Origin of the sequence: Bradyrhizobium sp. TM239, assembly GCF_036247985.1 — a bacterium.
Classification (GTDB): Bacteria; Pseudomonadota; Alphaproteobacteria; order Rhizobiales; family Xanthobacteraceae; genus Bradyrhizobium; species Bradyrhizobium ottawaense.
On record NZ_BTIR01000022.1, the window covers coordinates 50,501 to 62,638 of the forward strand.

Consider the following 12,138-nt stretch of genomic DNA (forward strand, 5'->3'; position numbering starts at 1 on the left):
GTCTGCATCCGCCTGTACCGGGATTGCATGGCGCGTGGTCCCGAGTGTCGCGCGCGCAAAGAAAAGGGGCGGTCGTGCCGCCCCGCAAAGGCCGCGCGCAAGCGCGCGAGCCGGAATATGCTCGTTCAATCCGGCCGCGCCCCCGTGACGCGGCGGATTGAAGATCGGCCTTGAGCAGACCGTCGGTCGATCTCAGCTCTCGTTCGCCGCGATCGATTCCATCAGCGAGACCAGCTGACGCTGCACGGTCTGGTCCTTGATCTTGCTGTAGGCGCGCAGCAGGCGGAGGCTGAAGGCCGAATCGAGGAACAGCAGGCTCTCGACTTCGCGCGCCTTGTTGTCACCGTCGTAGAAGAAGGTCACGGGCACGTCGAGGGCGGAGGCGATCTGCTGCAGCCGAGCCGCGCCGACGCGATTGACGCCCTTCTCATATTTCTGGACCTGCTGGAAGCTGACGCCGAGCTTCTCGCCGAGCTCGGCCTGCGAGATCTTCATCTCGACGCGCCGCAGACGGATCCGCTTGCCAAGCTCGATGTCCGGCTTGCCGGCACTGCGCTGCTTCATTCTTTTCGCCGCTGCTTTCATCTTCGTTTTCACCTTTGTTCTTCGGTTGAAAATCCCCCGAAGAGCTGGGTCAGGGGTTCGCCCATATACGAGTCCTTGAATTCATGCGGATGCACGAACTCTTCCTTAAACCACGGGAAGCGAGCCGGACTGAAAGCTTCGATCAGCCAATCAATCATGTGCCGCACGCGCGGAATACGGCCGCTACCGGGATGGTAGGACAACCAGATATCCAGCGGTCGGTTCAACTCGACCTCCAGTGGAATCAACTTCCCGCCAAGCGCAATGGCGTAGCTCGGGAAGACGCCGATGCCGGCGCCATTCGCGACCGCCCAGTAGTTGGCGCTCGAGACGTTGGTCTTCATGACCAGAAGGTCACGTTCCGACACGCCCGGGAAGAAGCTCTCGAAGGATTCCTTGGCGGCAAGCTGGTCGGCGAATTGCAGCACCAGGCGATGCTTGATCAATTCCGCCGCCGAGCGCGGCGCGCCATGCTTCTCGATGTATTTCTCGGAGGCCCAGAACATCAGATGCATGCGGCCGAGCCGCACCAGCTTGATGTCGAGCGCCGAGGGACGCGACAGATGGATGGCGACGTCGGCCTCGTGGCGCGAGACGTCGGCCGAGCGCATCGCGCAATGCAGGTCGACGAGGATCTTCGGATAAGCCTGCTGGAATTCAACCAGGCGCGGGGCGAGCCAGAACGTGCCGAGCCCCTCGGTGACAGCGACCCGGACCTCGCCCGACAGGGCGTTGGCCATCGAATCGCTGGCGCGCAGCACGTCGAAGGTGGCGGCCTCCATGCGCTCGACGGCGGAGACCACCAGCGCGCCTTCATCGGTCAGATGAGTGCCATGGACGTCGCGGGTGAAGAGTGTGGTGCCGGTCTGGCGTTCGAAATCGTCGATTCGCCGGCGCACGGCGTTGATCGACAAGGACAGACGTTCAGCCGCCGAGCGGAAACTGCCGCATCGGACGACTTCGAGAAATATGCGAGCCGTATCCCAATCGGAGAGGCCGCTGATGTTTGTCTTTGGGCGTTCCGCCAGAGGAACGCCCCTTTCCGCCAAGGAGTGCATACAAGTCCCTTCGGGTGACTAAACTGGCAGAATCTGGCGCAAACCACAACCACTGCGGGTTGGGGGATGATGAGTTTTAAACGTCATCCTTACTACCTCGTGGGTGGTATCTGAGTGCTGCCAAGAATTGGGAATCGGGCAGGTCGTCGCCCGGATGAGGGGTGTGGCGTGAGTTCCGTTGCGAGCCGTGAAATGGCTGCGGGATTGCAGGCGCTGTCCGCGATGAACGTGCTTGCGCGAAAGCCGCCGCCGGCTCCTTCAATGGATCAATCACAGCACGCCAGGCGTTTGCTCTCGAACTGCTTCGACCATGGCCAACGGCGCAGTGCGGCGAGGTTAGCCGGAACCGCAGTTCCGAGGCAGAAACCTACTGAAATCAGGTTCAGAGGCGCAGCGGCCTCATGCTATCCTCGGTATTCCATGGGGGCCGAAGGGGTCGTCACAACCACGTCTCGCAGGCCGAATTAACGGAAAGAACGCCGGTGTCGCATTCAGACGAACAGTTGCAGTCGGTGCTGGAAACGCTCGAGGGGTGCCGCAGGGCTCTCAACGCGTGCGACAGCCGTGAGTCGGCCGAGCTGCTGTCCATTGTCATCCTCGACGTCAGGATGAAACTCAAAGGAATTGACAGTGCCGATCTCAAGGCACTGTGCGACGAAATGCTGCGGAGCGCTGCGAGCGAGCCGCCGTCCCCTTCCAAGCAGACGCAGGACCAGCCCCGGCGTCCGCTGCTCCGCGTGGTGAAGTAGCCGCGCCGCCCAATCTCGCTTTTTGGCGAGGTTTGTGCGCGTCCCGATGCCGCACCTGTGATCGCAGGCGGCATCGGGAGGAGCCCTGGTTTCGTGCGCCTCTGTTGCGCATTCTCCGGCATCGGTTACACCAAGGCCGGTTCGGCTTCGGGCCGCGCGCATTCCCGGCGCGCCGCACCGGTGCCTGAGATGGCTCAGACGGCATCATGCAAAATGTTTCGATCCCGGCGGCGCTGATTGCCGGCCTCGTCAGTTTCCTCTCGCCCTGCGTCCTGCCCTTGGTCCCGCCCTATTTGATCTATCTGACGGGCGCCACGATCGAGCATGTCGAGAGCGACGAGCCGGCCTCGGCCTCCAAGCGCGCGATCATGATGTCGGCGCTGCTGTTCGTGCTCGGCTTCTCCACGGTGTTCGTCGCGCTCGGCGCCAGCGCCTCGCTGATCGGCGGGCTGATTCGTGCCTGGTCGGCGGAGCTGTCGATCCTCGCCGGCATCGTCATCATCATCATGGGCCTGCACTTCCTGGGACTGACGCGCATCGGCCTGTTGATGCGCGAGGGACGGCTGCCGATCCCCAAGCCTGTCGGCCTCTGGGGTGCCTATATCATGGGGCTCGCCTTCGCCTTCGGCTGGACGCCCTGCATCGGCCCGATCCTCGCCGCGATCCTTTCGGTCGCCGCCGCTGAGGCCACGGTGACAAAGGGCGCAGGGCTGCTCGCGGTCTATTCCGCCGGTCTCGGCATTCCCTTCCTGATCGCCGCTTTGATGATCGAGCAGTTCTCCGCGCTGTTCGCGCGGATGAAAGGCCATCTCGTCAATGTCGAGCGCGCCATGGGCGTCCTGATGGTGATCACCGGCATCGGCTTTCTCACCGGCGCGGTCTCGAATGTGAGCATCTGGCTGCTTGAGACGTTCCCGGCGCTGCAGACCATCGGGTAGGGCGTGATCCGGAAATGCCGGCGCGCTGATCGCGCCGGCGTCCCCGTGTGCGGTTGACTCAGGGTTTGAACACGTAGCCCGGCGAAATCGCCGCCGTCTCCGGGATCGGCGGCAGATCGGCGAACAGTTCGGGACGATCCTTCATGACCTTGAGAATGTGCTTCGGCTCGATATGCGCATTGACGTCAAAGGTCGATTTGAGGATGCCGAGCCGCGACAGCCGGTCTTCGGCGCTCCACAGCGCGCGGTAGTTGTTGGCCGACAGCCGGCGGTCCGCCTGCTGGATGTTGAACTGCATCGCTGCCTCGGCGACCTCCTGCTTGAGCCCCGGAATCCAGCGTGTGGCGACTTGCGCCGCCTGCTTCGGGTTCTTGCGCATCCATTGGTCGGCCTCGGAGACGGCGGCGAGGAATTTCTCGATGGTCTCGCCGTTGGCCTGCACCCAGGGACGGAGCGCGACGTTGAAGCCGATATAGGAGATCACGTCGCCGCCTCGGATGATCTCGACCGCGCCGGGCACATCCTTGCCGGCAACGATCGGCCAGGGATCCCAGCCCGAGAACGCGTCGATACCCTTGGCGAGCAGGGCGACGGTCATGTCCGGCGGCGGCGTGTTGACCAGCGTCACGTCGTCGGGCTTCAGCCCGGCCTTCTCCAGCGTCGCCAGGATGTAGAGGTGATTGATCGTGCCGAAGGAGGCCGCGATCTTCTTGCCCTTCAGCGTCGACAGGTCGCCCTTGACGATGCCTGAACCTTCGCGCGCGATGATCGCCATGGTGGCGTCGGAGCCGGCCTTGGTGGCGTTGCCGCTGTAATTGCCAAGTGCGACAAGGTCCATGCCGCGCAGCACGGCGCCGATCATGGGCACGCCGACCTGCACGATCTCGCTCTCGCCGGCCTGCAACGCGTTCAGTGCGTCGACGCCGGTCGCGTAGGGGCGTGCGATGGTGACGTCGAGCCCGTACTTCTCGAAGAAGCCGCGCTCGAGTGCGATCGGCAGGCCGATCTGGTCGATGCCGGTGACCATGCCGGCCTTCAGTTTCGTCGGGGTCTGGGCGCTCGCCGGCACCATGCCGGCCAAGAGCGCGATTCCGAGCAGCAAGAGTCGTTTCATATTCTCAGCCTCCCTCTTTTATCGGCCCCACCGCCGTCACCCAATAGGGGCGGGCGACGGCGTTGAGGTCCGTTCGTTTGACGCCGCGTAGTTCGATCGAATGCTCATCCGTTCCCGAGACGCGTCCATATTGCTGGAATGCGAGCACGTGGAAGCGCTCCGGCGTGAACGGCAGCTCGATCTGCACGTTCACTTTTTCCGATGTGCCCTTCAGGTCCGGCGAGATCTTTCCCGGCGCGGCAACCGTCAACCAGAGTTGAAACAGCGCCCATGCGGCAATGGCGCCGAGCACGATGCGGCCCTTGGGCGAGCGCAGGACGTCGGAGGCGATGCTCATGCCGCGCGCACCATCTGGAGCACGCGCGCCGAGAGCTGCTTGAAGTCGTCGTCCTTGACGAGGTCGTCCCAGACGCGGGGACGCGGCAGGTCGACCGCGATCTCGTCCAGCACGCGTCCCTTCGACAGCACCACAACGCGGTTGGCGAGAAACACCGCTTCCGGCACGTCATGGGTGATGAAGATCACCGTCGGCTTGCGCTCCTGCCATATCCTGGTCAGCTCCTCCTGGAGCGTCATGCGCGTCTGCGCGTCGACGCTGGCGAACGGCTCGTCCATCAGCAGGACGTCGGGATTGTTGGCGAGTGCGCGCACCACGCCGACGCGCTGCTGCATGCCGCCGGAGAGCTCGTTGGGATAGCGGTGCGCCGCGTGCGACAGCCCCGCGAGCGCGAGATATTCGCGCGCGATGCGGTCGCGCTCGGCCTTCGGCACGCCGCGCATCTTCGGGCCGAAGCCGACATTGTCGAGCACCGTCTTCCAGGGAAACAGCGCGAACGACTGGAACACGACGCCACGCTCGGGGCCGGGCCCGTGCACCGGCTTGCCGTCGAGCAGGATGTCCCCCTTCGAATAGGGGATGAAGCCGGCGATCATGTTGAGGATCGTCGTCTTGCCGCAGCCGGACGGGCCGACCACCGAGATGAACTCGCCGGGCTCGACGTCCAGCGAGACGTCGTGAACGGCGGTGACATGCGCGCCTGCGTAAGGATCGAAATAGGTCTTGCCGAGATTGCGCAGCGAAAGCGTCTTCATGATGTCACCAATCCCCAGCGTTGGCCGGTCACGCGCTCGAGCGGCGCGAGGACCCAGGCGTCCACGATGTACCAGAGCAATCCGAGAATGATCATGCCGAGCAGGATCTCGACGGTGGAGCCGGCGCGGCGGGCATCGAACATCATGAAGCCGATGCCCGATGTGCCGACGATCATCTCGACCGCGATCAGCGCGCGCCAGCCATAACCGAGGCCGTTGCGCAGGCCCGTGATGATGTTGGGCAGCGCGCCCGGCAGCGTCACCTCCCAGAGCACCCGCGCGCGCGAGGCACCGAGGCTGAGGGCGGCGCGCGCGAGGTCGCGCGGCACGGATTCAACCCCGAGCACGGTGTTGAGCACGACCGGGAACAGCACGGTGTAGACGATGACGAAGGTCATCGTCGTCAGTCCGAAGCCGAACCAGATCAAGAGGATCGGCAGCCAGGCAATGTCGCCGATCGCCTGGAAGAACAGCAGCACCGGCCAGCAGATCCGGTGTGCCCAGCGGCTCGTGCCGATCAGGATGCCCAAGGGAATGCCGAGCGCCATGCCGACGGCGGCGCCGGTTGCGAGCCGGATCAGGCTGTCCTGAAGATAGTCGGGCAGGATCCCCTTGTAGGTGAGCGTGAAGAACGCGCGCAGCACATCGGCGGGGCCGGGGAAGAACGCTCGCGGAAACACCCCGGCCTCGCTGACGGCGGTCCACAGCGCGAGCACCGGGATGAAGGGAATGATGGCCGCGATCCCCGGCCAGCGCCGGGTCAGGCGGGTATAGCCGCCCCAGATTTGCAGCAGCAGGTTCATGCGCGCCTCACCAAGCCCCAGCGTTCGATGGTCGCGCGTTCCAGCGGGACCAGCAGCAGACGGTCGATCAGTAGCCAGAGCACGCCGATCACGATCATGCCGAACACGATCACCTCGGTGCGATAGAAATCGCGTGCGACGAACAGCATGTAGCCGAGCCCGACATTGGTCGCGATCATCTCGGCGGCGATCAGCCCGCGCCAGGCAAAGCCGAGGCCGGTGCGGATGCCGGTGACGATGTTGGGCAGCGCCCCCGGCAGCAGCACCTCGGTCAGCAGCGCCCAGCGGCCGGCGCCAAGCGAAGCGGCAGCATTGCGCAGCGTGTGTGGAATGGTCCTGACGCCGAGCAGGGTATTGTAGGCGACGACGAAGAACACGGCGTTGAAGATCACGAAGACGATCGCACCGAATCCGTAGCCGAACCACAAGGTCGCGATCGGAATCCAGGCGATGCCGGCGAGCACCGAGAAGAAGCGGAACAATGGCGTGAGAAAGGCCGCCACCGTCGGGCTCACGCCCATGGCGATACCGAGCGGCACGGCGGTGGCGATGCCGATCAGCGTGCCGAGGCCGACGCGCAAAAGGCTGGCGCCGACATGGGCGAACAGCGTGCCGTCGCGGATCGACTCCATGGCGGCCGCGCCGACCGCGCCGACCGATGGAAACACGCGCGGATTGACGTTGAACAGCGGGACGACGATCGCCCAGATCGCCACCAGCGCAAGCAGCGGCGCGACGAACATCGCAGCGCCCGCCAGCGAATTGACGCTGCGGATCAATCGCGACGATCGACCTTTCAGACTGCCCGTCACCTGCATTTGACCTCCCTGACGCTCAGCTATGCCTGTGCCGGCATTTCACGCTGATCATTCCTGACATCGTCACCGTGTCTCGCGCGATCGCGGCTGCCCGTCGGTTGCCACGACCGCGATCCCGGGCGGAGCGTGGATGTGGGGCGAGCCCTTCCTGTCACGGTCCACGACGTTTCCTCCTGCTCGTGACGCCCGACGTCCTGGCCGCGCGCACGGCCGATCCGTCGGTTTTGCGAGTTGCCGCAGCGATGACCGTCTTCCGGTTCGAGAGCTTCAGGCGGGTGTAGCCGAGCAGGCGTTCCATCGCCACGCGCGCCTTTTCCGGGTTGGCGCTCTCGATGGCCCGCGCCGCCGCCACGTGGTTCGGCAAATTATCCTTGAACCAGCCCCCGGGGCTTCCGACGGCGACGGTGAAGACGGTGCTCAGGATGGTGTCGATCGCGCTGCGAAAGCCCTGCAACACCGGGTTATGGGTCGCATCCAGGATGGCAAGATGAAAGGCCTTGTCGGCGGCGAGGGCGCTGGCCTGGTCCTTTGCGGTCTGCATCGCGGCCAGGGCCGTATCGATCCGCCAGCGATCGTTCCTGGTCGCGCGTTCGGCCGCAAGCGCTGCGGCTGCAGGCTCGATGATCGAGCGCACCTCCTGGATTGCCAGCAGCAGATCGCGATCCGGTTCGTCCTGGCCGACGAGCCAGCTCAGCACGTCGCGATCGAGCAGGCTCCATTCGTGGCGCGGCAGCACCTGCGTGCCGTGGCGCGGTCGCACGCTGACGAGGCCCTTCGCGGCGAGCGTCTTGATCGCCTCGCGCACCACGCCGCGCCCGACGCCGAAACGGGCTTCGAGTTCCGGCTCCGGCGGCAGGGTGGTGCCGACGGGGATGAGATCCTGGGCGATCTCGCGGCCGAGCGTCGTCAGCACGGCGCGGATGCGGCCGGGCTTGATCAGTTTGTCGGCTGGGCTCGGCCGCGCTCTTGCCACCGGTTTGGTTCTCCCCGCCGGCCTGTCGCGGCCGGTTCATTTGTATTGGCCGCCCGCCGGCAGCTTCACAATCATCCGATGTTTAACATCGGATGATTGCGTGGGGCGAGCGCAATTGTCGCAGGAAGGCTGTATTGCGCTGCGATATGGCGTCAGGCCCGGAGCGGCTACCGCGCCTCGTCCAGCGTACAGACCACCGTGCAGACCACGCCGCGCGGCAGGAAGTCGACGGTGGCCTCGCCGCCGAGCTGGTCGCGTGCGCTGCGCTCGATCAGGCGCGAGCCGAAGCCGCGCTGTACCGGCGCGGTCACCGGCGGTCCGCCGATCTCGGTCCAGATCAGGCGCAGCCGCGGTTTCGGGGCATCGGCGATGATCTCCCAGTCCAGCGTCACCCGGCCGGACTCGTTGGATAGCGCGCCATATTTCGCGGCGTTGGTGGCGATCTCGTGCACGATCATCGACAGCACCACGGCGAGCCGCGGCGATAGCGGCACGGCGGGTCCGGCCATGCGGATGCGGTCGGGACTATTCATCAGGAACGGCTGAAGCGCGCGGGCGATCACCTCCCGCAGCTCGGAGCCCGCCCATTTCTCCTGGCTCAGCAAATTATGCGCTTCGGCCAGTGCGCCGAGCCGTCCCTCGAACTTCATCCGCTCGTCCCGGCTGGCGCTGCGGAAGGTCTGCACCGCGATCGCCTGCATCAAGGCCAGCGTGTTCTTGACGCGATGGTTGAGCTCGTCGATCAGGAGATTGTGCAGCATCTCGCCGCGCGCGATCGTGGTCGCCATCCTGACCGCGAAGGTCAGGCCGGTCAGCAGCAGGATGCCGCCGATCAGGCTGGTGATCGCGATGTTGCGCCAGAGCGGCGCGATCAGGGAGCTTTCGTCGACGCCGGCGGCGATCGTCCAGCCCGTCAGCCGCGATCGTGTGTAGGCCGCGGCCAGAGCGATGCCGTCGAGCGACACCGTCGGGAGCGATGCCTCGCTGCGGCGGAACATCTCGGCATAGAGCGAGGGCGAGGCGCGTTTGCCGAAGGTCTCGCTGGGGTTCGGCGCGCGTGCAAACACGATGCCCTTGGTGTCGAGCAGAGTCACCGTCCAGAGCCGGTCGGGCCGCTGCTTCTCCACCAGCTCCTGAAAGATGCTGATAGGCGGGCTGAAGCAGAGGTCGTAGATCACCTCGCCGTCGCGGAACACCGGAACCTCGACGGTGAGCACCTGCCGCCCGTTGATCGCGCCGGTGAACAGGTCGGAATATTGCGGCGACCTGGTCGCAAAGACCTTTTCGATGATCTCGAGATGGCCGCGTGGCGGCAGGCTTGCGGTGTCTTCCGTTGCGGAGGAAAACAGCAGCCGGCCCTTGCGATCGGAGATCAGCACCAGCCCGCCCTTGCCATATTGGTCGAGGAAGCCGAGCGCGATGCGGCGGAAGTTCTGGAAGTCGTCGTTACGAAGCGAATTCGTCAGTGCAAGCACTTGCAAGCCGCCGGTCATCCGCTGCACCTCGGAGTCGAGCACGAGGCGCATATTGCGCACGTTCTCCAGCACCCGACGGGTCGCGTCGCTTCGATCCTGCTTGTAATTGTAGAACACAATGCCAACCGCAAAGACGATCAGCGGCAACATCGTTCCCGTCACCAGAAGAGCGAGCCGGACCGGCAGGGTGAGCTTTGACAAACGCGGGCGTCCCGGTTCCGGCGCAGCGGCGCCGGATTATGATTTTGGGCAGACCATACGTGCGGGACTTGCGCGGCGCCATGTTTTTCGCAGATGGCGAGCGGTTCGGAAACGAGATGTTGCAGCGCAGTCCGGGATGTCCGCGCTTCAGCTCAAGCGGAGTGCGGTCAGAAGTGCCGATCCCGGCGTCTCGATGCGAGGTCATGCGGTCAAACCCGGGCAGGCGACCGCCTTCAAGACGGCCGCCTCACGACTTGATCAATCGATTTCCTGAACCACTGTGCGCGAGCCTGGGTCCACGAGCATCACGCGATCGCCGGAATACACGTAGCGATACTTGGTGAGCGAGGGACCCCAATCGGACGGCACGGCCTCCAGCTCGACGTCGCCCGGCACGGTCGCGCCGACGATGATCCTTTCCTTTGTCGTGATCGGGCGAAGGTGATGCCAGTGACGTAGGATTTGATCCTGGTCTGGTCTTGCGGCTCGATCTGAACCGCTGCCGTGTGACCGGTTTCGGTGATGGTCACCACAGTGGATTGCGCGAAGGCGCCGGTCGAGATCAGAACAGCCGCGGCGGATAGCAAGAGCAGCTTCTTCATCTTTGTCCTCCTCACGAGAATAAGCGCCGGTTTTGAATGAGCCGGTCGGGAAAGCGCGGCGATTGGAGGAGAAGCAAATGAAGCTGAGAATAGTAACCGCAGCGTTGATGCTTACTGCATTGTCCCTGCCCTCGTTCGCAGTCGACGAGTTCTACGTCGTGCAGGACGCCAAGACGAAGAAGTGCACCATCGTCGACAGGAAGCTGACGGACACGTCGATGACCGTCGTCAGCCCGTCGGGCACGATCTACAAATCGCGGACCGAGGCTGAAAGCGGCATGAAGACCGTGAAGGCTGCACGTCAAACTGAGGAGGATTCAAATGCCGGTATTGATCTTGCTGGGCCGTGCCGGCCGTGCTGGTGATCGGCGGCGGCATCCATCTGATCGGGCATATGCACTAGGCCAGCAGTAACGGGCGAGCGGGTCCGTGCGTGCAGCGCACAGGTCCGCTCGTGGTCCGCCTCCTACGAGAGTGCGACTGCGCCCATACGGACTGGCCGCGCCGGCAGGAGCGCGAGTTGCAGTGCAGCAGGCGTGCCGGGCGTAACCCTGCGACGAAGAGTACCTCCAGCGCACGCGAAATGACTTCCGTCCGGCCGACGTTTTTCATACGCTTCCATTTCGCAAGCCGCATACCGGCTGCGCTCACGGCCCGGCTACAGGGCCGGAGCATCAAAGGGAGGGGAGACGATGAAGCGAAGGTCATTTCTCGCTGGTATCGGTGCGACCACTGCGGCGGCCACGATTGGGATGCCGTCGATCCTCAGGGCGCAAGCGCCGATCTCGCTGAACGGCGCGGTCCAGTTCAACGACGACCACGCCTTCAACCGGGCACTGCTCCGGTTCGAGGAGTTGGTGAAGAAGTACTACGGCAAGCCCGTCAACTTCACCCTGCACAGGAACTCCTCGCTCGGCCTCGAGAAGCAGTATTTCGAGTACATGTCGCAGGGCAAAGCGGTCGATTACGGCATCGTCTCGCCGGCTCACATGTCGACCTTCGCCAAGGCCGCTCCCTTCATCGATGCGCCCTTCGTGTTCAAGGGCATCGAGCACATGAACAAGGTCGTCGAAGCCAATATCCTGGCGCCGATCGCCGACGAGGTCGCGGCGAAGGCCGAGGTCGTCCTGATCGGCTATTCCGGCGGCGGCATCCGCAACATCTTCGCCAACAAGCCGCTCAAGAATCTCGCCGATCTCAAGGGACTCAAGGTTCGCGTGCAGGGCGCGCCGATCTGGTCGAAGACCTTTGCGGCGGTCGGCATGAGCCCGACGGTGATCGCCTATAACGAGATCTACAACGCGATCCAGAACGGCGTGATATCGGCCGGCGAAAACGAGGCGGCCGGCGTCGAGGCGATGAAGTTCTACGAAGTCGCTCCGCATCTCAACCTGACCCAGCACGCCGTGTCGATCCGGCCGATCTGCTTCTCGGTGAAGACGCTGAAGACCCTGCCGAAGGAGCTGCAGGACGCGATCATGAAGGCCGGCAAGGAGGCCGGCGACTACGGCCGTCAGCTCGAGTCGAGCGAAGAGGTCGTCAAGCTCGACACGCTCGAGAAGGCCGGCAAGCTCAAGCGCGTTCCCTTCGAGGAGCGGGACGCCATGAAGAAGCTTGCCGACCCCGTGATGGCCACCTACGCCAAGGAAATCGGTGCGGAGGGCATTTTCGAGAAGATCAACGTCGTCTGAGGTCTTTGCGTCCGCCGACAGCACGTCCGGGCAAGCCCC

The 12,138-nt window shown here is 64.4% G+C and carries 13 protein-coding genes and 1 pseudogene; 4 read left to right on the forward strand and 10 right to left on the reverse strand.

What is annotated here, in order from left to right:
- Positions 1-192 precede the first annotated feature (192 nt).
- Positions 193-564, reverse strand: coding sequence for a helix-turn-helix domain-containing protein (locus tag AABA84_RS29995; RefSeq protein WP_020608151.1), 372 nt, complete (start codon positions 562-564; stop codon positions 193-195).
- 29 nt (positions 565-593) lie between these two features.
- Positions 594-1,643, reverse strand: coding sequence for a LysR family transcriptional regulator (locus tag AABA84_RS30000; RefSeq protein WP_212247925.1), 1,050 nt, complete (start codon positions 1,641-1,643; stop codon positions 594-596).
- A gap of 482 nt (positions 1,644-2,125) precedes the next feature.
- Here AABA84_RS30000 and AABA84_RS30005 point away from each other — a divergent pair, with 482 nt between their 5' ends.
- Positions 2,126-2,392, forward strand: coding sequence for a hypothetical protein (locus AABA84_RS30005; RefSeq protein WP_212247927.1), 267 nt, complete (start codon positions 2,126-2,128; stop codon positions 2,390-2,392).
- 206 nt (positions 2,393-2,598) lie between these two features.
- Positions 2,599-3,330, forward strand: a complete 732-nt coding sequence (locus tag AABA84_RS30010) for a cytochrome c biogenesis CcdA family protein (RefSeq protein ID WP_338309147.1) — start codon at positions 2,599-2,601, stop codon at positions 3,328-3,330.
- A 58-nt stretch (positions 3,331-3,388) separates the two neighbouring features.
- Here AABA84_RS30010 and AABA84_RS30015 read toward each other — a convergent pair whose 3' ends face one another.
- The 8 genes from AABA84_RS30015 to AABA84_RS30050 all read right to left on the reverse strand — a co-directional run bounded on the left by AABA84_RS30015 (position 3,389) and on the right by AABA84_RS30050 (position 10,202).
- Positions 3,389-4,444: an ABC transporter substrate-binding protein gene (locus AABA84_RS30015; protein WP_212247930.1), complete on the reverse strand. Its 1,056-nt coding sequence runs from the start codon at positions 4,442-4,444 to the stop codon at positions 3,389-3,391.
- Positions 4,445-4,448: 4 nt separating this feature from the next.
- On the reverse strand, positions 4,449-4,781 hold the full coding sequence (locus tag AABA84_RS30020; protein ID WP_338309146.1) for a hypothetical protein: 333 nt from the start codon (positions 4,779-4,781) through the stop codon (positions 4,449-4,451).
- Positions 4,778-5,536, reverse strand: coding sequence for an ABC transporter ATP-binding protein (locus AABA84_RS30025; protein ID WP_338309145.1), 759 nt, complete (start codon positions 5,534-5,536; stop codon positions 4,778-4,780). The genes AABA84_RS30020 and AABA84_RS30025 overlap by 4 nt, the downstream gene beginning before the upstream one ends.
- A complete protein-coding gene (locus AABA84_RS30030; protein WP_095426387.1) occupies positions 5,533-6,339 on the reverse strand; it encodes an ABC transporter permease in 807 nt (268 codons plus the stop codon). The genes AABA84_RS30025 and AABA84_RS30030 overlap by 4 nt, the downstream gene beginning before the upstream one ends.
- Positions 6,336-7,157, reverse strand: a complete 822-nt coding sequence (locus AABA84_RS30035) for an ABC transporter permease (protein ID WP_038947001.1) — start codon at positions 7,155-7,157, stop codon at positions 6,336-6,338. The genes AABA84_RS30030 and AABA84_RS30035 overlap by 4 nt, the downstream gene beginning before the upstream one ends.
- Positions 7,158-7,308: 151 nt before the next feature.
- Positions 7,309-8,130, reverse strand: coding sequence for a FadR/GntR family transcriptional regulator (locus tag AABA84_RS30040; RefSeq protein WP_212247936.1), 822 nt, complete (start codon positions 8,128-8,130; stop codon positions 7,309-7,311).
- A gap of 167 nt (positions 8,131-8,297) precedes the next feature.
- The gene (locus tag AABA84_RS30045; RefSeq protein ID WP_338314001.1) at positions 8,298-9,755 is read right to left on the reverse strand and encodes a sensor histidine kinase; all 1,458 of its coding nucleotides are present in this window, start codon (positions 9,753-9,755) and stop codon (positions 8,298-8,300) included.
- A 309-nt stretch (positions 9,756-10,064) separates the two neighbouring features.
- The gene (locus AABA84_RS30050) at positions 10,065-10,202 is read right to left on the reverse strand and encodes a DUF1236 domain-containing protein (protein ID WP_338309143.1); all 138 of its coding nucleotides are present in this window, start codon (positions 10,200-10,202) and stop codon (positions 10,065-10,067) included.
- Positions 10,203-10,485: 283 nt separating this feature from the next.
- On the opposite strand from AABA84_RS30050, the pseudogene AABA84_RS30055 reads away from it, so the two are divergent.
- Positions 10,486-10,718, forward strand: a pseudogene (locus AABA84_RS30055) (hypothetical protein).
- A 382-nt stretch (positions 10,719-11,100) separates the two neighbouring features.
- Positions 11,101-12,099 (forward strand): TRAP transporter substrate-binding protein, encoded by a 999-nt coding sequence (locus AABA84_RS30060; protein ID WP_018322778.1) that lies wholly within the window; start codon positions 11,101-11,103, stop codon positions 12,097-12,099.
- Positions 12,100-12,138 lie beyond the last annotated feature (39 nt).